Source organism: Micromonospora sp. DT201, assembly GCF_049841575.1.
Lineage (GTDB): Bacteria > Actinomycetota > Actinomycetes > Mycobacteriales > Micromonosporaceae > Micromonospora.
In genome coordinates, this window is record NZ_JBNCKP010000012.1 from 180,837 (window position 1) to 206,682 (window position 25,846).

A 25,846-nucleotide genomic window follows, 5' to 3' on the forward strand; every position below is an offset into this window, starting at 1 on the left:
CAACGTTAACCTCGGATCGCTCCGCCGGGCCACAGCCCGTCACCAGCCCGGCAGCGCAGGCAGGACGTGCCCCCGCACCGGTGAGTCCAGTGCTGAGCGGCCCGACGAGCGCGACGGTCCCCGGCTCCGTCGCCGCCGATACCCCAGGGGCGTCGTCAACCTCAGGGACGTCGTCCACCATGGCCAGGTCGACAGCATCGGTGACGCCGCTCGTCGACGACGCCGGTCGTCCGCTGCCGTCGATGGATCAGCCGATCGCGCCGACACAGCCGATCACTGCGGCGGAACCCCACCTCACGACGGACGCGGTCACGTACGTTGATCCGGCGCAGAGCGGCTCGGCCGTCTCGACTGTGCCGATGTCCGCGCCACTTACCGCTGCGGCGACCGAGCTGGACCACCTGTCGCCGGAGCAACTGGACACGCTCGACGCGTTCGCGGCCACGGTGGCGTGGGAGGCGGTGCGGCAGGCCGGCACCAGGGCGGACCCGCAACCCGTCCAGGTGAAACCGGCCCGCCCGGACCGCCCGTCCGGTCGTTCGCGTACGCCTCGGAAGAGACTGCGGGACGAGCAGGTGGCCTGGCGTATTCAGGCCGACCTGAAGGTGTTGGTGGACGCGCACCTTGCGACGTTGCGGCGCGACGGATTCGCCGGCCCGAACGTTCAGGTGTGGATGGCTGACGCCCGGGGGCGGTTGGGGACACCTCCGCAGAAGCCAACCGACGCCGGGCCCGCTTCGCCGCTCTCCGCGTGGGGGTGGGAGGTACTGCGTTCGGCCGCCGCCGAGGTGTACGTCGCGGACCGGACGCCACGGCAGAAGTCGCTGCCCCGGCTGGCCGACTGGCTGGCCACGGTCGACCCGTCGGCCGTGGCCGACACCGTTGACCAGGTCGCGGCGGCGCTCGCCGTTTTCGGCGTGCTGCACGGGCGCGTGGCGAATGCTCCACTGCCGGCGGGTCTCCTGGATCAGCCCCAACCGGCCGTGTTGGCGTCCGCCCTCGGTGGGACGCTCACGCCGATGGGTGACGCCCGCATGGTGTTCGGCGCGGTGCGGCGTACGCCGGGCGCGATGGCCCTGATCGAGACGCCGGGCGACCCGAGCCGGGTCTTCTGGCTCCTGGCCGATGACCGGACCGGCACGGTCATCCCCCGGTACGTCGACCCGGCCGCGCCCGGATCGCTCGTCCGGGCAGCCCGGGCACCGGGACCGGCGTCCGACGGATGGGGTCGGGCGATGGCGCTGCCCGGCGCCCGGGTGCTGGTACTTGATCCCGCCGGGCGGCCGACCACTTCTGCGGCACTGCTCGCCGCCGTGCCCACCCCGTCGATGAACCGGTCAGAGCGTGGCGGCTTCGGGCCGGACCGCACCCTGGACGCGTTGCTCATCCCGAGGCTCGCGGGGGCCGTGCCGGGAGCTTTGCGGGTCCGCTTTCCCGGGCGGCCGGCGCGAACGTTCCCCGAGGATCAGCCGTCCGCTGGCCGTCCGGTCGTCGCTCCCGAGCCGCCGACGATCTCACCTGCCCCCCGCGTCGTGACCCCGGCGCCCGCGCCCACGGTGCTGTCGGCGGTGCCGAACAGTAGTGCCGAGGCGGCCGTACCGGCGACATCTTCGCCCCAGGGGCTCCAGGCCGGTGCGCAGGAGACGACACCGGAGTCGGTCGCCCCCGCCCCGGTGTGGTCGTTTGTCCGCGCCGACCCGACAGAGGCGAGTCAAGTTCGGAGGACCGTTTCGCGGGCGGTGTGGATGTTGAACATGCCGGCCACCCCGACTGACCCGGAAGGCTGGTCCGCGGGGCTGGTCAGCCGAACTCGGGAGCTCATGGTTGGGGCCGGGCTGCCCGTTGGCGACGACCATCCGATGATTCGGGCACTGGCCGAAGAACCGGAGACGTTCCTGCAATCGCGGCGCGCGTTCGACGTGCGGGTTCCGTACCGCCGTTGGTATGGGCGGGGAACGTTCCAGACGGTCTGGGTCGAGTTGGTACCCCGTCCTCAAGGCGACGACCTGGTACGCAAGGACGTGCGATCCGCAGTGGACCGGTACAGCCGGGACCGGGTGGCCAATGAGCAGAACAGGGATCCGGGCGAAGGTTCGATGTGGCACGTCGCAGTGCCGCTGCAGGCTGCCGGCGTACCGCTGACACTGAATTTTGGGGTGAGCGACGCGGGGATGCACCACGGTGCCAGTACGTCGGCCGCGGCCGTCGACTATCAGGTGGTGTACGGCGACAACGAGTCGTTCCTGGTGGAATCGGAGCTGGACCTGGTCGTTCACCGCGACCAGACGGACGGCCCGCCCATCATCCAAGAGTCGGTGGGCAGGCACTGGTTCCGGGTCAGCAAGCGGCTCGCGCTCATGGACCTGGACGAATCCGGTGCCCCCCCGATTCAGCTGGACGACTCTGCTCGCAGCCTGTTGGCGACCAACATGGCCGCGTTGCAGGTGATCGACGACGGCGCGGCCGCCCGGCAGGCGGTGAGTTTGTTGAGCGATGTGCCGGTCGTCGAGCCGGGTAGTGACGGCCGGCAGGATGTCCGTAACCAGTGGTCGAGCCTGCAGCTCAGGCGGCTGCTCAGCGGCACCCTGGCCCCGCAGGCGGTCGCCAGCCGGGAACGGTTCGGCATGCCGCGGGCCGCCGGCGGGCTGGTCGCGAAGGTCCGGTTGGTCTCCATGCAGTCGGTCGGCACGCCGGGTGGACCCACCCGTCTGCGGCAGCAGCCGATTTTCGGCAGCGACTCCGGAACGAGCATGGAGAGCGGTTCGGGTGGGCGGGCGCGGGCCATGGTCAGCGCGTTCATACCCTTCGTGCGGTTCTCCGTCGGACCGGTCGTGACCCGTGGCAGCTCGGTCAGTGCCGGAACGTCGTCGGGTAGCAACAGCCGGGTCAGCCAGGAGGCGCAGACACCGAGCGTCGTCGTCAGGACCAAGTACGAGCTGACGCTCGCGCGGGCGACCTTCCGCAACCGGCTGCGTTTCTGGGTCAGCCGTGGGCCGACACGGGGGAGCGAGACGGTCACGTTGAACGTGATCGAGGAGGTGCCGGCCGGTGTCTACCGGGCGGCGGCCCAACCACCGGCCACGCTGGCGAGCGTTGCGACGGACTCCGATACCGCGGCGGAGCCGCAGGTGGAGCCGTTGACGGAGACGTCCGGGAGAGCCGGACCATTGCCGCCGGCGGCAATGCCCACGGTCCCACGCCCTGCTCCGCCTACCACGCCCGCGGTGCCGACGCCGGACCGGTTGATGGTCGATCGGGTGCGGACCATGGCGGTGCGCGAGGAGGCCCGGCACCTTCCCCGTTACGTGTGGAACGACGATCGGTTGCGGGTCGGCCAAACCACGTTGTTGGGCGCGCGGGAAATCTCCGACCGCGTCGCCGAGGCCGTGCAGGACATCCTGGCGCTGCCGGAGAACGCGGAGTTCCGCGATCTGCTGCCCGACTGGAACCTGCCCAAGACCAAGAAGAAGGTGATCCGGCAGGTCCTGCAGGCGCTGACCAACCAGGAGAGCTGGGACCTGCAGAGCGGTCCGACCAGGATCGCCGCCGAGGTGCTCACCTTCACTACCGACCAGGTGGTCGTGCGGCTGGAGATGCCGGACAACAGCATCCGCCGAAGCTTGGCCGTGGTGATCTCTGCGCGTCGGACTCAGCCGGGCACCGAGCCGGAGTATCTCGGCGTACGGGACGAGAACCAGGAACCGCCCGCTGCGGGAGAGCCAGCAAAGAGGACACTCGAAGCGATCAAGGAGGCGGACGAGAAGTCCGCCGATGTTGACGCCGAGAGTGCAGACGCCCTGGTCCAGCGAGTGAAGCCGGTGGTCCGTATCCTGCCCCCGGCTAGACAGCGCCATCGACGGGCGAAGTGGGGCTCGTTCCGGCTCAGCGGGGGGATGTCCACCGCTGTCGGCGTGGACCTCGACGTCCGTGCTGCGCGACTGATCAATCTCGGCGCCCGCGGACGCTACACACAGGCGCGTAGGACCACGACGAGCAGCGGTAGCGAGGAGGTGTTCCTGGACTACGGTGACGCCGCCCAGGCACTCTTCGCCGACCAGCAGGAAATCACAGTCGAGGTTCACGCGCTCGACGAGGCGACCGGGACGGTTCGGAACCTGTGGCGTCGGGCACGCGGCAGCACGCCCACCGCCCGGCGAATGCCCGGTGATGGACTGGGCCAGTTCCGGCACTGGTTGGTCTTCGAGGTCTCGAAGGACATGACCCTCGACGACGCGCGGATGGTCAGCGCACCGCCGATCGAGTTGCAACGGCCACAGGTTCGGGCAATCCAGACCCAGGGGCGGGGGGCGCAAGTCTTCGGTCTACCTCTGGAGGTGCCATCCGCGGATCTCGTCGTCAACTGGGACCACGTCTCGTACGTGCATGGTGCCGAACAGCTTCGTGCCGCGGTCGCACAGGTGATCACCGAGGCGCGGGACGCCATGGTCGCGGCCGGGGCGATCGCCCGTGGTACCTCCGTCGGGGTGGCCACGCCGGGAAGCAGCTCGCACCTGCAACTGAATCGGCAGATCAACGCGGATCGGCTGGCAGCCGCCCTGCCCAGCATGTCCCGACAGGCAGTCCAGTTGTACGACCTGGGCGAAATCATCGGCGATCCGTCGATCCAGGGCACTCTTTACGTCCGGGCGATCGTACGCAAGACCAAGACCAGGCCGGGCCCACAGGGAGTCGTGCCGCACGGTGGTGAGCACAGTGTCACCGGCTCGCTGAGTATCAGCGGCTCCCGTTCCAGGGGTGGCCAGGTCGCGGCTTCCGGTGGCCTCAGCTATGGGGACAGTGTTGGGTCGGCATCGCTTGGCGGGGCGGTAATGCAGCGCCGTACGCTCCGGTACAGCACGACGAAGACACTCGGGCTCGCTGGTGAGATCGAGCGGAACAACACCTGGGACCCAGGTTCCGGTGTTGCCGTACCCATCATCGCGGAAGAAATCGAGTTCGAGGTCTACGGGACGCTGTTCAACCCGAAGTGGCGCGCCCACGATCGGCCCTTCTCGGCCAGCCGACGCGTCACCGGCGTGACGGCGATCGGCATGATGATGGCCGACACCGCCCGCCGTGGCGGCGTTCTCGACCCGCTGCTGGAACCTGCCCCCAACGAACCGAAGATGAGCCTGCCGAGACTGCTCAATTCGGATTCGCAACAGGCACTCACCCTTCCGGCCGGCCCGTTGCCCCTGCCGCCGCGCAACCTCGGCGCTGGCCAACCCCTCAATCTGCGCCCGCTGGGCATGGAGGTGGTCAAGTGGTTGAGCGAGATCAAACTGCCACAGACAATCGTCTGGGGCGATGGCGTGCGCCTGATCGAGAACGACGCGGTTGGCCGGGAGAACATCGCGGTCATTTTGAATCACACCAGTGTCGAGTACCTGGCAGGGCACTGGGGCACGATCACCGACGGTGGTGTGTCGTTCCTCCTGACCTATCCCGGCGCGGTTGCCCGCGATCACGTGCAGGTGATCATGCAGATGGTGGCGGCCCAGGATGAAAACGGGAGGGCGATCGAGCCGGAGATCCATCGGGTGTTCGCGAGTCCGTTGAACATCGAAATGGACGTGTTCGGAGGTGTCTCGCGCACCAAGAGAACCGGTTTGGGTCACACCAAGGTCAACATCGCCACCTTCGAGCCAGGCGGGTCGGGAGGGGAGAGCGGTGCACGTTCCGGTGGCGGTGACGTGTCCGCACTGAGCGGGACGTCGCGCTACACGGGTCGGATGAAAAGCGTCTCCGATCAGCAGATGACCATTGTCGAGCTCGGCGGCGCGTGGGCCGAGATGCGGCAGCACGCAAAAATTGAGCTGCGGGCGTACCACGCCGGGAGACTACTCGGTGCGCCGCTGCAGATCGACCAGGATCTGCAGTTGGACCGCTTCGCCACTCACCTGTCCACGCGGGCCCCCGGGCCGGCGGAGGTGCTGCCGGATCCCTCCGTGGTGCTGCTGCCGCGTGCGCCGAGCCTCGAACAGGCAGCGGATTGGCAGTCCGGAACAGTGCCGCTGCCAAACGAGCGGTCCACTGCGATTGGGTTGCCGGCGCAGTTCCAGGTGCTCGATTTCCGCGGAGCGATGCTGGTCCAGGCTGCCGCCGCGTTCGCCTTGAACGCGGCTGGCGCTCCGGACCGGGTAACCCGCCTTGGCGGCCGTGCCGCCCACCAACTGATCACTGCGCTCGGGCAGCCGCTGCTGTGGGGTTCCGCCCACCAGCGGATGGCCGGTGCGGTCGAGATTCCGATCGAGGACCTCCACATCCTCGGATCGCGGATGACGATATTCGCGTACTCCCGGGTGGTGGCCGCCAAGCTGAAGGGGATCTCGCCGCCGGCCTACATCGACTCGCATCGGTTTGCCAGGACGATGACCGGCATGGATGCAGGGATGGGCCGGATCGACACGCTGGCCGCCTCCGGTGGCGGCAGCGGCAAGCCGGTCGAGGACACCCCCGTCAACAGTAGTGCCGAGCAGGCGCCAGGTCAGAGCGTCAAGGATCCATTGGCGCAGTGGGGCGGCAGCGATCTTCGGGACCCGACCGCGCAGCAGTATGGCGGCGGCGGGATGTGGTGGGGCGGGTCTCCGGGCGGGAAGGACGCCGGCGCCGCACACGGTGGCTTCAACGATTTCACCATGTCACGCGTCGGTGACCCGACAGCGCTTGTCGAATGGACCGAGGAGATTCTCCTCGTAGCCGAGGTCCCGCATGTCCTGGGCACCAGGCATGCTGCCGTGAAGGTCACCCTGCCAGAGTCCACACCGGTCCTGATGAACTTGCTCGACGCGTCCGTCCACCTCGGTTTCGCCGACAATCAAGAGGCGAGGGTCCAACTGGCCCGGGTCAATTCGGCCGGGATGGCGCTGCATCAGGCGTTCACCGAATGGCAGGGGATCAGTCGTCAGTTCGAGAATGCGCGGCTTGACATCGAACTGGCACGGCGGGCGAACGGCGGTGACGCGGTGGCCGGCCCCCAATCCGCGTCGACGTTCGACGAGCAGGACGTAACCAACGGGCCGTTGGCCAAGGCCTACCGGGCGCGACAGCAGGACTGGTACGCCAAGAAGAAGGAGTTGGACGAGCAAATCGACCGACTGCGCCAAATTGTCGAGCAGTGGGAGACACCGGCTGAGGCCGTGCCCCCGGCTGAGGTCGTGCCGTCGACTGACGTCGTGCTGCCGGACGAGCCGGACCTGTCCGCCGATTCTGCTGCCGGATCTGACCAGGATGTCGACGGGGACGTGCTGCGGCATCGGGACATGCCCGCGTCCGCTGGTAAAGCACCAACCGAAAGCCGGCCCGCAGCGGAGGCGGAGCCCGTGCTGCCGGAGCATCAGGCCGTCGTGTCGACGCCGCCGGTACCTGTCCCAACGGTGGTCGAGGGAAGTTCCGCTACAGAAGCTGCCGAGCCGCTGCCGCTGCCGGAGTCCGCCGAGCCGCAGCCTGCCGAGCCGCAGCCTGCCGAGCCGCAGCCTGCCGAGCCGCTGCCGCAGCCTGCCGAGCCGCTGCCGGAGTCCGCCGAGCCGGAGCCTGAGCCTGAGCCGGAGCCTGCTGAGCCGCAGACCTTGCAGGGGCCTCCAGCGCCGCGGGAAGAGCCTGTTGCGGAGGCTTCGAACGTCCCGTCGACGCCGCCCGTGTCCGTGCCAACGGTGGTTGATGAGGAGAGCGTCGACAGTCAGCCGCCGCCGATACAGTCGCCTCCCGCCCCGTCGGAGCCGCCCGCCAGGCCCGACCCGTCCGAGCCGCGCTCGCCTCGCGTGCCGGCGAGGACACGACCGGCGTTGAGCCCGCCGTCCCATCTCTTCCCCGGCCTGGCTCGGATGTCGGCGCCCTCGACGGCCGTCGACACGTCCTCGGTGACGGCTTCACCTGCCCGTGTCGTACCGGCTGAGGCTGGCAGTAGCGTCGCCAGCCAGGCGCAGCCGGTCGCGTCGACGAGCGCGCAGACGTCCGCCACGGAGACTTCGGTCCTGCCCGGGATGCCGTCGGAGCACGTGTCCACGGCCTTGCGTCGCGCGTCCCGGTTGATCCCACTGCAGGCGACTGAGCAACCCACCGCTCCTGATCCTGACCGTCTGCAGGCGTGGGTCTCCGAGGTCGAGCGGAGTGCCACCACGCCGATCGGCGCGCCACCGGAGACGATCCTGCCGGACTGCCTGATCCGGGCCATGTCCGCGTACCAAGCACTGCATGGCCGTTGGGCGAACACCACGGTCGACGCCAACTTCTTCGTTGCGCCGCTCCTACCCGAGCTGGTGTCGGCGCTGGGCGGCACTCTGGTCGGGGCCCCTGACGTGAGCCCGGACCGGTTGTGGCAAGCGATGCTCCGTACCCCGAACGCGATGGTGCTGGTCCACCTGCGGCCGACGAATGGGCCTGGACATGTGTTCTGGCTGTTCGCCGACAACCGGAGCGGCGCGGTGGTGCCACGAGTGGTCGACACCCAGGTGCCGGGTCAGTTCGACAACGAAGCTCTCCTGAACGAGGAATCCCGCTCCCAGCTGACGCATCCGGGCACCCAGCTGCTCGTGCTCGACGGCCAGGGGCGGCCGACCACCGTCGACGCCTTGCTCGAAGAAGCGGCAGCTCCGACGAATGACGACGGCACGGTGGACGCGAACACGCCCCCACCGGCCGGCCCGAAGCAGCCCGGCCGGGCGAGTCAGGCCCGTCCCGCCGGTAACCGCTCGGATCGGTTGACCGTGGCGGCGATCGCCGCCACCTACCGGGCGACGTTGCCCTACGCCGCCGCGCCGCAGCAGGTGACCGACGCGGTCCGTACCGCGGTGGAGACCAGCACCGACCACCAGCAGGCGGCGACCGTCGCCGAGCGAGTCGGCCGCGGCCTCGGGGTCTGGCCGGCGGACCTCGCAGCGGCGCCAGCCGGGCGAGGGGCGGGGCCACGTCCCTACCGCGCGCTTGACGACATCGGCGCCGGCCGAGGGCGGTTGAGCGCCAACGAGGTACGACTGACCGCGGCGGAACTGTCCACCCTGGCCGACGAGGTCGTCACCAAGGTGGGCGTCGACACCGACCCGAACAACTGCCTGCTGTTGCTCGACGAGGCCCGTTGGCGGCTCTTCCCCGACGGCGTGCGGGCCGCCACCTACACCGACGACATCATGATCGGCACCCGGCGGGGCACCGAGCACTTCGCCAGCCCGGGTCGCTGGCCGCTGGCCGACTCCCGGGCGGCGGTGGAACAGGCGGTACGCGACGCGGGGCCGGGCGGCGCCGGCTTCCTCCTGGTGGAACGCCCCAACCTGCGGCGTGCCCACGCGCTGTTCTACTACCACACCGCCGACGGTGAGGTGGTCCTCGTGGACCCGTGGGCGCCGAGCGGTCAACGGATGCGGGTGGTCGATCCGGACTCGGCCGAGCCCGGCTGGCCTGCTCTCAATCCACTGGAATCCGATATCGCCATCCGGACGCTGGTGGTGCGACCGGGCGGGCGGGTCGACTCGCAGGCCATCGTTCCCGCGACGGAGTCCGACCGGACCGCTCGGGCACTCGTGGACCGCACCCCCTACCCACGGATCGGCAGCTCTCACCTTGAGACGGAGTTCGCCCGCCTCAACGTGGCGGGCTCGATCACCACCGAGTCAGACCAGACTCCGGTGGATGACGCCGTGTCCCCGGCGGTGCGGGACGCTCTCGACGGGCTGCCGCCCTGGACGGCCGAGGCCGACTGCGTCACCCGGGTCCAGGACGTGCTCGGCGGGCTGGGGCTCACCCGTGGGGTGCGGGATGACGGCTCCGGCCTCCGGGCCGTCGACCGGCTCGGTGCCGGGCTGAACGGCCGGTTCCGCCAGACCGACCTGACGTTCCTCACCCACCTCGAACCAGGCGCGGTGACCCCGGTATGGATCACCGCGCCGAACGACCCGATGCACATGGTGCTGGTAGAGCGTCAGGTGGACGGACGGTTCGTCCAGGTGGAGACCCAGGCCGCCGGGGTCGACCGGTTCACTGTCTTCGACCCGGCCGACCGGCGGCCGGACGATCTGCGCGTGGGACACCGGGGGCCGGCCATCCGCGGTGGCCCGGTACGGATGGTGGTCACCGACGACGGCGGCTTGGGCCAGTTCACCCCGGCCGCCACGGCGGAGTGGATGCGCCAGGTCGAGTCGGGCGACTGGCTGGCACGCGTCGACGCAGACCTGCGCTATGGCCAGCTCGCCGGCCCGAACGTGGTAATACCGCAGGAACGCGACGACGTGAACGATTTGCGTCTCAACCCGTTCTGGACGCGACTCGAGGATCTGTCGCCGAAGGTCATGGGGGTGCACTCGGCGGTCTGGCTCTTCACCGTCGGGCAGGACGGTGACATACTCCTCGGTTCCGACAGCGCCGGACCGCTGAGTGCGGCGGACTGGGCTGAACTGATCCGCGATTTCGGCTCCGCCGAGAGGGCGCTGGAACTCGGCAGAGGCATCGTCGGAGGCGGGCATCCCACCGTCGCGGCGCGGTTCGACGCCACCGGCCGGACCGTCGCGGCACCGGCCCGGATCAGCGGCGAGCTCCGGTGGAATCGGGATCTCGGCCGGTGGCAGGTGGACGACCACTCGGGCCGCTACTCCCAACCCAGCGTGCGGGGTTCGCACTCAACTCGGGATCGCACCTGGTGGTTGCAGAATGTGGCCCATCGGTTGAGCGGTCACCTCGGAATCCCGGTCAAGGCGGCGCCCCATGACCCCGACGGCACGGCGAGAAACACGCACGCCAGCGCTGAGCAGATCGACCGTCTGGTGCGAGCGATCATCGCGCCGTACACCGATCCGACCCAGCCGTACGTCCTGCAAGAGGCCGTTAGCATGGCCCGCTCCACGCTGGGAAACTCACAGATTCCGATAACTCGGGTCATAGCCGACATCGCGCGGGAGGCGCGGCGGTTGGGGCTGGTCCGCGCGCCGGCGGTGCGGCTGTTGGAGCGCCAAGGGCTCGTCCCATCATCCCAGGCGGAACGGAATCGGGCTCGGCAACGGCGGCTTGCCACCGCACGGTCCTACCTCGGCGTGGAGGACTTCGACTGGGCCGAGCAGCACATCTACACGCAGCAGCGCCCGGCACCCGGTTACCTGAACGAAGAGTGGGAGTGGGTGGCAGCGGGCAGTGCGCTGCTGCGCGGCTACCTGTGGTTCGACATGCGCCGGGTGGCGGACAACGCGCTCGACCCGACAAGCGACTCGTGGGCGGCGGCCACAGCGACCACCCAGATCGTTGCCGAGGCGCTGGACAGCTTCGACGAGTTCCCTACGTACGTGGGCGACGCCCATGTGCGGCTCTCCGCCACCAGCTTCAGCCGGATGCGCCTCAATAATGGTTTCCGACTTACCATCCCGCTGGTCGCGAGCGCAAGGGAGCGAACTCGTCAGCCCTCGGGGGACTCGGTTCTGATTCGCGTTACCACCCGCTCGGCGGTGGACCTGAGAGGAAGCAAGCCGGACGCGGTGATCTTGCGACCGGGCACGACGTACGAGCTGAGAATGGCCCTCGGACCGCAGGGCAACCGGGTCCACCTCACCGAGCAACCTCCCGCCGACACGGCTTCCGCCGACGCGGTCATCGACCCGTCGCTCACGAATCTCCCCGGCATGATGCGCGGGCAGCAGCGGACTGACGCCCTGCCCGCCGCCGCCGCCGCCGACAGCGGCGGCACCTCTCAGCCGGCCCGCTCGGTGGAGACCGACACCGGCATCGAAGCCCAGCCGCAGCCGGCTCCCGGGTCGGCGCAGCGGATACTCGACGGTGTGCCGCTGGGCGGGATGTCCGACCCGCTGTCCGAACCGAAGCCGACGTCGGTACAGCGTCTGGCGAACGGTGTCTGGTTCGTACCGCCACCGCAGACCAGGCATCGCCCGACCGACGCGGTCGAACGGGCGGCGGCCAACCTGTCGGTACCGGACGGGGCCGTGGTGATCGCGGCGACGGTGCCACCTGTGGATTCCAGCACGAATCCTGAAGTTTCCCTGCGGCGGTCCGTAAACGAGGTGATCACACAGATTCAGGTGATCGATACGCTCATCCGCAGATCCACGGCGACGTCAACGAACGTCCGCGGCCTGAACTCCGCTGACGTCCTGGTGTTGAACCTCTACGGGGGCAGGTGGGAACAGACCGGCCACTACGCGGCTCGTGTGCGCACGTTCCTCGACGAGATGGCCCAACAGGGGCAGCAGGTCCCCACCGGGCTGGTCGTCTCGTCCACCGTCGAGCCCACCATGCTGGACTGGTTCCGGTCGCCGGATCCGAACCCCACCCGGTGGACGGTGACGATTCCCGGGCAGCGGCGAGTCCTCGGAACCTTCGACAACCTCGCCGACGCGGTCGACCAGGCACAGCGGGGCACCCGGCCACCGATCGATCTCCATGGTGCCGTTCGGCAGCGGTTGGCTGGCGGGATCGGCCCGCACGGTCTGCACGATGCGACCCTCGCCCACCTCCTGCTCGATCAGATGCCGGTCGTGCCGGCCTACGAGCAGGACGTGCCGCCCGTTGCGCCAGTCGGCCGGCTCGGGCGGGTCCTACGGGTCCCGGTCGACCCCAACTGGTCGCTCACCGAGCAGATCCACGAGGTTCGGCGGTGGGCTCGGCTCGGCACCGTTCGGGTCTGGCCCGATCACGGCCCTGCGACGGTCGACGTGCAGTTGACCGAGGAGTTGAACAGCGGGGTGGTTCGGCTGCCCGAGTCCGATTCCGACCGGGCACTGGACGTGCTGGCCCTGCGCGCGAAGCACCGGCAGCGGGACGGGCGGCCGTTGGACCTGTGGGTGAACCAGTACGCCCACGGGACGCTGCGGGCCGTGCTGGTGCCCGCGGAGTGGCATCCGACGCTGCGCGACGAGATCCCGCCGGACGCCGTCGACCGGGTCGTGGTCGAGCCGGCCGACCTGAACGCACGGCGGATCGGCAAGTATCGGGAGGGGGAGCTGATCGCCTCGCCGACGGGGGAGGGCCGGCTCACCGCCGAGCAGTACGCCGAACTGCTGCCATCGCCGAGCGTTGACGGAGCTCCGCCGGTCGTGGTGCTGCTGTCGGACACGCCACTGGCCCGAACCCCTTTGTTCGCCCGGCAGCTCAACCGGCACGCCATCGTGGTGGTGCGACGATTCGCCGGGGCGGACGGTCCGTCGGACGGCGCCCACTGGCAGGCCTCCACCTACGACGCCGCGGCCGACAGGACGGTGACCTGGCCGCAGCGGGTGGATCTGGGAGAGCTCCTGACCGACGTGACCGGCGCCAGCTGGGCGATCCCTCGTCGTTTCGCGGTCGCCGCGTTGTCGACACTCCCCGATCCGGTGCCGTCGGAACTGATGAATTTGGTACGGCGGGCTTTCGAGGACGCGCCGATTCCCTCCTCCGATGCCCGCGTCTCCACGCCGTTGCCGGCATCGGCTGGTCACTCGGTCGAGTCGATCCGCCGCTGGTTGGGTAGCCGGGAGATCACCGCTGTCTCGCCGAGCGACCTGTGGTCCGATGGGCCGCGGATCAGCATTCCGGGCCGATACATCCGGGACGTGGAGTTGCCCGGCACCGAGGGCCAACCGGTGACGTACCGCCTGATCGACGGTGCCGCGCTGGCCGGGCACCGGTGGACCGTGCGGCTGCGGGAGGGCACCTGGCGGGTGACCGTCGACTCGGCGGCCGAGCGGGTGATCACCTGGCCCGGTCGGGTGTCCGACCCGGACCCGGTGCCGGCCTACCAACCGCGCGACCCCGCCCCGTCGTATGAAACTGATGTCGATTCCTCGCCGGAGTCCGCTCGGCCGGGACACCCTCGCCACGTCATCTCGGACGAGCAGGCGCGGGCCGCGCAGGAGGCGATGGTCAACTCGGCCGCGCGCCTCTCGCCTTCGGCGGGGTCCGGCCCGGCGGGACCGTCGCGAACGGGACCGCTGTCGCGGCTCGCGCCGACGCGTCCCGGGCCAGCATCCGACGGCGTCGAAACCGGTGATTCGCGGTGGGACGCACAGCAGTTGGCTCGGCGGGATGTCCCGGCGATGCCGTATCGCCCGGCGGTGGTCCCGGCGCAACCCGCGTCAGCCGACATCTATGAGCGGTTGTTCGCAGCGGTGTCCGCTCTGCCGACCTGGGACAGGGTCACACCGGACTCTGTGAGCCGGGTGGACCAGGTGGTGACGCACCTGGGGCTGCCGGGGACGGTGTCGCGTGACGATGCCGACGGCGGTGTCGACGTGCTGGCGGCGCGGTTGCGGGGGACTTTCCATCGGGCGGGGCTGGGTGCGTTGTCGGCGCTGCGCCCGGGTGCGGTGACGGTTGTTCACGTGGAGGCGTCGAACAGGCCGAGACATGTGGTGTTGGTGGCTCACCGGCCCGATGGCCGGCTGTTGTTGGTGGAGCCGCAGGCGGGGTTGGCTCGGCGGTTGATCGCGGTGGAGTTGCCGGCTCCAGGTAGCCCGGGTAGCACCCTTCCGGCGGCGTTGCGCGGGCCTGTGCGGCTCGTGCTCGACGACGGCGGACGGTTGCGGCAGGTCGACCTGACCGGCTCGGGTCGGCCAGTGGTGGTTTCCAGCGGCGAGGCGGTGGACACCACCTCGTTGGGCGACGTGACCGACGCGGTCGGCGGGGAGGCGCGGCGGACGCCGGAGGAATTGGAAGCTGTAGCGGACTCGTTGCCACGTGATGGGGTGGGCGGGTCCGTGGCTGAGGTGCGGTCCTTGGTGGACTGCGCGGACCTGGTGGGCGGGTTCGTCGGGAAGTTGCATCCGAATGTTCGGTCGTTCGGGTCTGTGGATGACGCCGTGGTGGGCCAGGGTGGTGTGGCCGGTGCTCAGGCGCGTCTCGTGCCGGGTGGTGGTTGGGGCTTGGTGGGCTCGGTGGATGGGCTGTTGGCCGACGTTGCCCGGCAGGGGTCGACCGCGGTGGTGTTGTTGAGCTTCCGGAAGGGGGAAGGACACGCCCTGGCGGTGCACGGGTCGTCGGATGGTCTGCGGTGGTTTGATCCGCAGTTGCCGCGGGGTCGTTGGGTGACGGCTGAGGAACCTGCGGTGGTGCGGGCGGCTGTCGACGTGCGGGTGGTGGTGCTCGACGCCGATGGGCGGGTGGTGCGGCCGGGATCGTGGTCGGCGCCCGGGTCGTCCAACGTGGTGCAGGTGATGTCGGATCCGCCGCAGCGCCATGATTTCGCCTCACGCCGGCCGGACCCGCGCCGGCAACCGGCGTCCACCGCTGGCGGTCCGCGATCGGCTGCCGGGACACGCGCAGTCGCCACAACGATAGACCCCCAGGTCGACCAACGTTTGCAGGCAGCGGCATTCCGCGCGGTCTCGAATTGGAAGCAGCCCGGCAAAGGAACAGGGAGAAACATCTTCTACGCCTGGATCAGTAAGGCCTACGCCTCCAATAACCAAATTCCGATCGACGATCTGGCAAGTATTTTCATGGGAGTTCCCGTCGCTCGTACCCGGTTGGATCGAACGGTTGACCCTGATGAAATATTGGCCATGTGGGTGAAGGGCGAGAAGGAAGGGGGGCAGTCGCGGGAGCACTTCGCTATGCTTGCCAAGGAGCCGAGGCTCCTCGGTCTGATGTTGATGCATCCGCAGCTCGCGGTGACCTACGCCGAGAACTTCCCCAACCTCTTCGACAAGCTGCTGGCCCTCGAGGCAGCCGATCCGATAGACGTCGATCGGTTGCAGTATTTCGTCGACCAGGGGCGTGATTTTCTCAATGCGCTCGAAGAGGATTATTTTATTCGCGAAACTCATTTCAATAACGGGGGGCTGGGAGCCGCGAAGCGCTTGGGTTCCTGGTGGCACCTGATCCCGTCCCATGGTCCGGGCCTGCGCCTCAAGGACGTGCTTGCGGTAACGTCTCTCGGTGAGGTGATTGCTAGTCTGCAGGACCCGGACGCAGCGTTCCGCGATATTACCCGCTCGCCCGGTCTAACGGATGCGCTGATTACCGGGCCGATCTATTCTCGGCCGAGGAAGCAGTACGAACTTCTGTTCCAGAACCCCCGGCTCCTGGATGTGTTACGGAGTAATCCGGCAGCTGTTAGAGCTGTCGTGCAAGTGCCGGGGATGCTTGCGGCGGCGGTCAACAATCTTGATGTTGTGCAAGTGCTGAACAGCAACCCTGAGCTTGCGGACGTACTGATTGACAGCCCGGAACTGGGTGAGCGTCTTGCGGGGTCGATCGATATGCTTCGGGCGGCCGCCGAGAACCCGGCGGTGGCCCCGCTGCTGTCGAGGAATCCGGCACACTTTGACTCAAAGTCTTCTGCAGAACTGCTGGACGCGTTGCGTGCCGCAACCAGCCCCCGTCCAATCCGTCCACTGCGGAAGGAGCCCACGTCTAAGACGGAATTGGCAGTGTCCGTGAACTCGGTGCTGCGGGCTGCGGTGTTGGATCCGGCCTTGGCCAAGGATGTTCAGCAGCGGCGGTGGACTCTGTTGAACAAGAACCCCGAGCTGGCGGACTTCCTGGCCGCTAGGCCGGACCTTCTGAGCCACCCCCATGAGTACGGGCGGTTGCTGGATGACACCGACGGGCTGTGGCAGCAACTGCTGAAAAATCAGGAAGTAATCGCTCCACTGCTCCCTGCCCTGCTGCGCAGTTATGCCCTGCGCGAAGAATTGTCAAGGGGAGGAGGGGTAGCGTCGTGGCGGCGGGTGGCCAAGGAGGCTGAAGACAACCCAGAATATCGAAAGACGCTTCTGCTCAGCGGTGGCCTGCGTTTGCTGCTCGCGCAATCTCTCGACCCGCTGGGCATGATCGTCCTCGAACTGCCGGAGCTGGTCAAAATTCTGGCGCGGGATGAGCGGATCCTAGCTATTGCCCCATTCAGCTTTGCGGGGTTCTGGAACATTCTCTTCAAAGCAAATGTTGGGCAAATGATCCTCGACGAGGGTGAGGGCCTGCTGCGGTTGCTGGCGCAGAACCTTGCGCTTGTCGATCTGTTGGTTGACGAAGCCCCATCTGGTCGGGCCGCTGAACTCCTGCGTAACAGCGTGCAGAGGCGTGGTGAGCTTGCGCGGCTGCTCGCGGCGAAGTCGGATCTGCTACCGACGCGTGGCCACTGGGATGCCTTGCTGTCGGCGCCGGCGTTCTTCGACTATCTCGCCGCCGATTCCGAATTGCGGCTGGCCGACGTGATCGTCGAGGAGCCCGTGTTGTTGTTGGAGGTGGCGAGTCGACCCATTCCGAATTCTGTGGATGTGTTGGCGGCGATGTTGGACGGGCCGGTGCGGGAGAGCCTGGCGCTGCGTGACGACGGGTCGAGGGACTGGCTCGGTCCGCTGCGGGTAGGTATCGAAGGCTTCGGTGGGCGGTTGCTGTCGCCGGAGGGCGTCAAATTGAACCCGGGGATCGTGCCGATGGCCGAGATTCTGCGGGATCCCGACGATGGGAGTGCGCGGCAGGCGGCGGTCGGCCTCGCTGACCTCTCCTCGGAGGAGTCGGCAGAGCTTCTGTCCGAACGCGAGAGGGTGCGGCACCATCCTCGGTTGGCGGCCTTGATAGAACGTCACCCTGCTCTTGCGGTGATCTTGGTTGAAGAACCGCAGCTGATCAACGTGCTGGACAAGTTGCCGGGATTGCTTGACCTCCTGGACGGGTCTGAGGCGTCCGATGTGTTGCTAGGTATGCAGAGTGGGCCGAAATACTTCGAAGCCCTGCTTCAGTCTGACGACTTGTACCACTTCTACCAGACGGACAGCAACGTACGTAGAAACGTTATCTTCGACGGCGACGCGCTGGCCCGCAGCGCGTCGGCAGTCCGGCTAAGTCGGGAGAGGCATCAACTTGTTCGCGAAATCGGCGCGATCGACGGCCTGAGTGATCTGATGTACATATTCCCGTCGGTGGCGGAGGTGCTTCTGGCTCATGGGCGCCACGCCTTCGAGTTTTTGGCGCGGGACGGTTTCGTTGCTCTGTTATATGCTCAGGAGGAAAAGGTCGTTGATGCGGCGGTGAGCCATCTGTCGCTGCTGCGTTTCCTGGCGAATGATCCTGGTGAGCTTTCCACGCTTGGGTCTGTGCCGGCATTGGCGGCCGCGTTCCGTGAGCATCGTTATGACTTGACTGATGGCGAGTACGAGAGCATTTTCCGGGGTTCGTTGACGCGTTTGTTTGATTCGGATCCTGGGTTGGTGGAGAAGGTTTTCTCGTCGGTTGATGTGTTGCGGGCGGTGGTCGCGGCTCCGGTGTTGGCGTCGGCGTTGGCGGATCCGGCGGTGTTCGATTTGGTGCGGGGTAGGGAGGATGTTCGGCGGTTGATCGGGCAGCAGCCGATGGTGGCTGAAGTCCTGGTGGAGCGGGCCGGGGATTGGGTGCCGGCGTTGCGTGGCCGGGAGTTGGTGCGGGTCATGACCGAGGTGCCGGCGGTGAGTGGCCTACTCGGTGCGCATCCGTTCCTGCTTGCTGCGGTTCGGGACAATCGCGCGCTCTTGCCGGCTCTTGCCGCGGACTCGCAGTTGCGGGAGGCGTTGGGTCGTAATGAGGTGCTGACCGGCGCGCTTGGGTCTAGGGCGTTGAAGCGGCTCCGGGACCGCTCCGGTGTGGTGGGCGTGTTGGCGGGGAACACGGCCGAACTGGACGCCGCGTGGTGGCCGGCTGTGTTGGCTGACATCAACCTGCTGCAGATGTTGAACGCCTGGACGGGTTTTGCCCAGAGGTTCCTGACTGAGCCTCAGTTCGTGTCGTCGTACCGACGCGACTCGGACCGTTTTGTGGGATTTGCGCGACGGTTGCAGTCGCAAGGGCGGGATGTTTCGACTCTGACTGTGGAGGATTTCGAACCGGCTGTGGCGCCGGGCGCGAAACCGTCGCCGATGGTGGCGGGGGTTGGCGCGTCACGTGCGGTGGAGTCGGTGGAGGGTGTTGCTGGTCGGGGTTCGGTGTCGGATCGTGGTGGGCATCGGGTCGCCGTGGCGTCTTCGGTCGGTTGGTTGGCGGCACGGTTCAACGCGTCCGTGGAGATGGGGGCACTGATGCGGGCCCCGCACCCCGTCCTGCTCGGGGCGATGGTCGCGGACGAGACGATGGTGCCGTTGTTGCTGGCCAGGCCCGACGTCGTCGATCTGCTGGCGGATAGCCCTGACGGGGTCGGTGACTATTCGTTCCTCACGTTCTTGACGTCGGTTGATGGTGTGCGTGATCCGCAGCAGCCTCGTCGGGTGGGGTCGTTTGAGAAGGAGTTCGACGACTGGCTGGGGATCACCGGTCTGTGGTTTGAGGGTGAGTCGAGGGCCGCGGTGCGGGCTGCCGCTCGTGCTGTTTGGTCGCGGTTGGCTGCTGAGCAGGGTGAGCGGGACAAGCAGGTTGAGGCGGACCGTCTGGAGCGGTTGGCGCGGCTGCTCCCGCATCAGAGGAGCACGTGGCAGTTCAGTGGGAAGGTGGAGTACGCCCGTTCGCTGGGGAGCTATCCGTTCTCTGCGGAGGACGTGGCGGTCCTGGCACGTGCCGCCCAGGGGGACGGCATCCGGGAGGATCACCTTCAGTTGCACCATCCTCTGCATGTCCATCTTGGTGGTGGCAGTGGAGGTGCCTCGCTCGTTTTCCTGGTGGATGAAGACGCCACGGTGTTCCCGCTCGTCTACGCCGTCAGCGAGAGTCGGTCGCATAACGCCTACCGGTGGTTCGGGGCTGGCAGTAGTTATCTGAACGGTCCGGCGCCGATCGGAGCCGCGGTCAGGGATCACCCCGCCTTCGGCACGTCGGAGCGGATGGTCGCGTCAGTGCCCGACGCCATTGCCGCTGCTGGGCGGGGTGGATCCGAGGTAGCGACGGCGCCGCCGGTTCGGCAGGTTCGGTCGGTGGATCCTGACGCCGTGCTGCGGGCGGCGATCGGTGAGTATCTCCAGGCTAGGCGGGCGTTGGATGAGCTGGGCTCGGCCAACGCGCCCGCGTCGTCCGCCGGGGGCAGTAAGAAGAGCAAGAAGAAGAACAAGGCCAAGATTGGTTCCGCTCAAGTGCAGCCCAACGATGGGCGGGTCGAACGTGAGCGGACGTTGCAGGACGCGCGCAGGAGACTCGAAGACCTCGGCGCGTGGCCGGAGCACACGCAGCGGGTGGTCGGCGGTGAGGCGCGTCGGACGCCGCAGGAGTTGGTGGCGGTGGCGGATTCGTTGCCGCTTGATGGGGTGGACGGGTCCGCGCCGTCCTTCGTGGACTGTGTGGACCTGGTGGGCGGGTTCGTGGGGGCGTTGCATCCGGGTGGTCGCCGGTTGGTCGGGTCGGTGGATGACGCGGTGGTGGGTCGGGGTGGTGTGGCTGCTGCTCAGGGGCGTCTTGTGCCGGGTGGTGGTTGGGGTGTGGTGGGTTCGGTGGATGGGCTGTTGGCTGAGGTGGCCGGGCAGGGGTCTACCGCGGTGGTGTTGGTGAGTTTCCGGGAGGGAGAGGGCCACGCCCTGCTGGTGCATGGGTCGTCGGAGGGGTTGCGGTGGTTTGATCCGCAGTTGCCTCGGGGGCAGTGGGTGACGGCTGAGGAGCCTGCGGTGGTGCGGGCGGCGGCTGTCGAGGTGCGGGTGGCGGTCCTCGACGCCGATGGGCGGGTGGTGTCGCCGGGGTCGTGGTCGACGCCCGGGTCGTCCAACGTGGTGCAGGTGATGTCGGATCCGCCGCAGCGTCACGATTTCGCCTCGCGCCGGCCGGACCCGCGTCGGCAAGCGGCGTCCACCGCTGGCGGCCCGCGATTGGCTGCCGGGGCGTCCGGCCGGGCGGGCACTGTCGCCGCGGCGATAGACCCGCAGGTCGACGAACGTCTGAAGGCAGCAGCACAGCGCGCGGTCGCGAACTGGGCTGACAAAGACTCGGCGACGAGCACTGTCTACCGATGGTTGCGGGACGGCTACGTCGCAGATAATCGGATTCCGATCGACGATCTGGCAAATATTGCGCGCACGGCACTTCCGGGCTTTGTGCAGCGGGTGAGGAGCTGGCCTGATCTTCCCAAGGGGCTCGGTGAGATAACGAACCTCTGGGCGAAGAGTGAGGCGGAAGGGGGACTGGCGCGGGACCAGTTCGCGATGCTCGCCAAGGAACCGAGGCTCCTCGGTCTGATGTTGGTGCGCCCGCAGCTCGCGATGACCTACGCCGAGGGCTTCCCCAACATCCTCGACAAACTGCTGTCCCTGGAGGATCACGCCCCGATCGACGTCGAGCTACTGCAGTACTTCGCCGATCAACGCCGCGATATTCTCGATACTTTCGAGGGTGACGCTTACCATCGCGAAAGCTTCTTCGTTCCGAATGAACTGGAGGCCATCAGGCGTCTGGGTGACTGGTCGCATCTGGTCTTCGCCCACCTTCCGACGTCTCCATTCACGATGGTGCTTTCGGAGTCAGCACTCGCTGAAGCGATTATCAATTCGCGGGATCCGGCTGCGGCGTTCGTTGGTGTTAACCGCTCGCTCGGTCTGACGGATGAACTGTTTAGCGCGCCGGATGTGGTCTCATCTTGGTCGGCGGAACAGTTTGCTCTTCTCTTCCAGGATCCCCGGCTTCTGGGTGCGTTGCAGGATGGTCCGGCAGCGGTGGGAGCCGTTGTGCGAGTGCCGGGGATGCTTGCGGCGGCGGCCGGAAACCTTGAGGTTGTGCGAGAGTTGGACGACAATCCTGATCTTGCGGACGTGCTGATGGGCAGTCCGAAAATCGGCGAGCGTCTTGCGGGCTCCATCGAACTGCTGCGGGCGGCTGCCCGGAACACGGCGGTGGCCGAGTGGCTGTCGAGAAACCCGGCGCACTTTGACTCGATCTCCGCCGACACGCTGTTGGATGCGTTGCAAAACGCAACCCCTCCCCCTGCGGTCGGTCAATTTCCCGGGGTTCCCACGTCTCCGGCCGACAAGGCAGTGGCCAAGAACTCCGCGCTGCGGGCTGCGGTGTTGGATAGTTCCTTGCCCTCTGACGTTCGCAAACGCCGGTATGGTCTATTGAAGAGAAACCCCGATCTTGCGAACGTCCTCGCTGCCAACCCGAATATTCTGAGTCGCCCCCACGAGTACGGGCGCATGCTGGACGACCCCGAAATGATATGGCAGGAACTGGTCATCGACCAGGACATGGTCGGACCCCTGCTCCCCGCCCTGATGCGCAGTCTTACCATGCGAGAACGGTTAATCCGCAACGATGGGAAGAAGTCGTTTTTGCGGCGGGTGGCCGAGGCTGCTAGGGATAATCAAGCGTATCGAAGGGTGCTCCTGCGCAGTAGCGGCCTGCGTCTGATGACGGCAGAATTCGTCACCCCTCTGGGTGTGCTGGCCATCGATTCTCCCGAAATGATCGAATTGCTGTCACGAAACGACCGGATCCTGGCTATCGTTCCGCTCAACTACGTGGACACGTGGCCGCAAATGTTCCTGCGCGCGAAGCTTGGGCCAGTGTTCCTCAACAACGAGGGCTTGCTGCAACTGCTGGCGCAGAACTTCCAGTTTGCCATGCTGTTCGCTGAAGAGGCTACCTATGTTCGGGCCTCCGATTTCCTGCGGCGTAGCCGCCTGTCGAGGCACCCCGAACTTGCGGGGCTGCTCGCGGAGGCGCCGCATCCGCGGCTGACGAGTGCTCACTGGGATGCTTTGCTGTCAGCGCCGGCGTTCTTTGACTATCTCGGCGTAGATTCCGAGTTGCGGCTGGCCAGCATGCTCGTCGCGGAGCCTGATCTGTTGTTCGAGATCGCGAGCCGACCCATCCCGAATTCTGTCGGTGAGTTGGCGGCGATTTTCGATGGGCCGGTGCGGGAGAGCTTGGCGCTCCGTCACAGCGGGTCTGGGGAGTGGCCCGGTCCGCTGCGGGTGGGTGCTGAAAGCTTGGGTGAGCGGTTGCTGTCGCCGGAGGGCGTCTTCATGGAACCGGAGATCGTGCCGTTGGCCATGATTCTGCGGGAGCCCGACGATGAGAAAGCTGGGTCGGCGGTCCGTCGCGCTGGTCTCTCGCCGGAGGCGTCGGCAGCGCTTCTGGACCGACGCGAGCGGGTGCGGCAGCATCGTCGGTTGGCCGCTTCGGTAGAACGTCACCTTGCTCTTGCGGTGATCCTGAACAAGGAACCGCAGATGGTCGACGTGCTGGAGAAGTTGCCGGATTTGCTTGACTTCCTGGGCGAGCGGGACGGGCACATCGTTCTCCGAAGCATGAGGACCGCGCCGAAAGTCTTCGAAGCCATGCTTCAGTCCGACCCCCTGTACCACTACTACGTGACTGACGGCGCCGTGCGCGAGGAGGTATTCGGCGAGGGCGACAAGATGGCTCGTCAGGTGTCGATTCTTCAGCTCCGGCATGAGAACGGTGATCTGATTCTCCAGATCGGCGCAAACGTTCAATTGTACAGGTTGATGTACGATTTCCCGTCGGTGGCGGATGTGCTGCTGGCTCACCAGGATCGGGCGTTTGAGCTTTTGGCGCGGGAGGGTTTTGCTGGTGTGTTGGCTGCGCAGGGGGAGGGGGTCGTTGATGCGGCGGTGAGTCATCTGTCGTTGCTGCGTTTCCTGTCGGCTAATCCTGGTGAAGTGTCCACGCTCGGGTCGGTGCCGGCGTTGGCAGAGGCGTTCCGTGAGTATCGTTATGATTTGACTGATGGTGAGTATGCGCGTATTTTCCAAGGCTCGTTGAAGGATTTGTTGGGTTCGGATCCCGGGTTGGTGGAGGGGGTTTTCTCGTCGGTTGACGTGTTGCGTGCGGTGGTTGCGGCTCCGGTGTTGGCGTCGGCGTTGGCGGATCCGGCGGTGCACGAGTTGGTGCGGGATAGGAAGGACGTTTGGCGGTTGATCCGGCGGCAGCCTGCGGTGGCTGACGCGTTGGTGGAGCGTCCCGGTGACTGGGTGCCGGCGCTGCACGGCCGGGAGTTGGTGCGGGTCCTGACCGAGATGCCGGCGGTGAGTGATCTGTTCCGTCAGCATCCGTTCCTGCTTGCGGCCGTCCGGCGTAATCGCGCGCTCTTGACCGCTGTTGCCGGCGACCCGCAGTTGCGGGAGGCGTTGGGTCGTAACGAGGTGCTGACCGGTGAGCTCGGGTCCAGCGGGTTGAACCAACTTCGGGGGCGCTCTGGTCTGGTAGGCGTGTTGGCGGGGATCACGGCCGAACTGGACGCCGCTTCCTGGCCGGCGGTGCTGTCTGACACCAATCTGCTTCAGCTACTGAACGTCTGGACGGACTTTGCCCAGAGGTTCCTGACCGAGCCTGAGTTCGTGACGTCGTACCGACGCGACTCGGATCGTTTTGTGGGAACTGCGCGGGCATGGCAGTTCCAGGGGCGGGATGTTTCGACGCTGACGGTGCAGGATTTGGCGCCGGTGGTGGTGCCGGGTGCGCCGCCGCGGCCGGTGGTGGCGGGGGTGGGCACGTCACGGCCGGTGGAATCGGTGGGAGGCCCTGCTGGTCGGGGGTCGGTGGCGGGCGATGGTGGACCACGGGTTGCTGGGGCGTCGCCGGTGGGTTGGTTGGCGGGGCGGTTGAACGGGTCTGTGCAGGTGGGGAAGTTGTTGCGGGCTCCGGACCCCGTTCTGCTGGAGGTGGTGCTGGCGGATGAGTCGGTGGTGCCGTTGTTGCTGGCCCGGCCTGACGTCGCTGAGATGTTGGCGGAGCGCCCCGATGCGGTGGGTGACTATTCGTTCCGTACGTTCCTGACGTCGGTTGATGGTGTGCGTGATGTGCAGCAGTCTCGTCGGCTGCGCCCGTTCGCGCAGGAGTTTGACCGTTGGTTGGAGGCCACCGACCTGTGGTTCGACGAGGAGTCGGGGGCCGGGGTGCGGGCTGCGGCTCGTGCGGTGTGGTCGCGGTTGGATGCCGAGCAGGGTGAGCGGGATCGGCAGGTGGAGGCGGCACGTCGGGAGCGGTTGGCGCGGCTGGTGCCGAATGAGATGGGCACGTGGCAGTTCGCTGGGCGGGTGGAGTACGCCCGTTCGCTGGAGAATCATCCGTTCTCGGCGGACGACGTGGCGGTCTTGGAGCGTGCCGCTGAGGGGGTGGGTGTGCGGGAAGATCGTCCTCAGTTGCACACCCCGTTGCATGTTCATCTCGCTGGTGGCAGTGGAGGTGCCTCGTTCGTCTTCCTGGTGGATGAGAACGGTACAGTGTTCCCGCTCGTTTATGCGGTCAGTGCGAGTCGGTCGGGTAACGCCTACCGGTGGTTCGGTGCTGGTAGTAGCTATCTGAATGGTCCGGCGCCGATCGGGCCCGCGATCCGGGAGCACCCCGCCTTCGGCACCTCCGAGCGGGTGGTTGCGTCAGGGTCCGACGTCGTTGCCGCTGCTGAGCAGCGCGGGTCCGGGGCGGAGCCGCAGGCCCGTTCGGTGGATCCTGATGCGGTGTTGCGGGCGGCGATCGGTGACTACTTCCAGGCCAAGCGGGCGTTCGATGAGCTCGCATCGGCAAGCACGTCCGCGGCGCCCGCCGCGGGCAGTAAGAAGAGCAAGAAGAAGAAGGCCAAGAGCGGTCTGGTCCAGGCCCAACCCGGTGATGGGTCGGCCGAGCGTGCGCAGCGGTTGCAGGATGCGCGGCGGAGGCTCGAGACCCTCGGTGTACGCCTGGACGACGCGCAGCGGGTGGTCGGTGGGCGTGCGCCGGGGGACCTGGAGGCGGTGGCGGATTCGTTGCCGCTTGATGGGGTGGACGGGTCCGCGCCGTCCTTCGTGGACTGTGTGGACCTGGTGGGCGGGTTCGTGGGGGCGTTGCATCCGGGTGGTCGCCGGTTGGTCGGGTCGGTGGATGACGCGGTGGTGGGTCGGGGTGGTGTGGCTGCTGCTCAGGGGCGTCTTGTGCCGGGTGGTGGTTGGGGTGTGGTGGGTTCGGTGGATGGGCTGTTGGCCGATGTGGCCGGGCAGGGGTCTACCGCGGTGGTGTTGGTGAGTTTCCGGGAGGGAGAGGGCCACGCCCTGCTGGTGCATGG

Annotated in this window: 1 pseudogene; it reads left to right on the forward strand. The window is 67.4% G+C overall.

Going from position 1 to position 25,846, the window contains the following annotated elements:
- Positions 1-179 precede the first annotated feature (179 nt).
- Positions 180-25,846, forward strand: a pseudogene (locus ACLQ28_RS20445) (hypothetical protein); the annotation flags it as partial.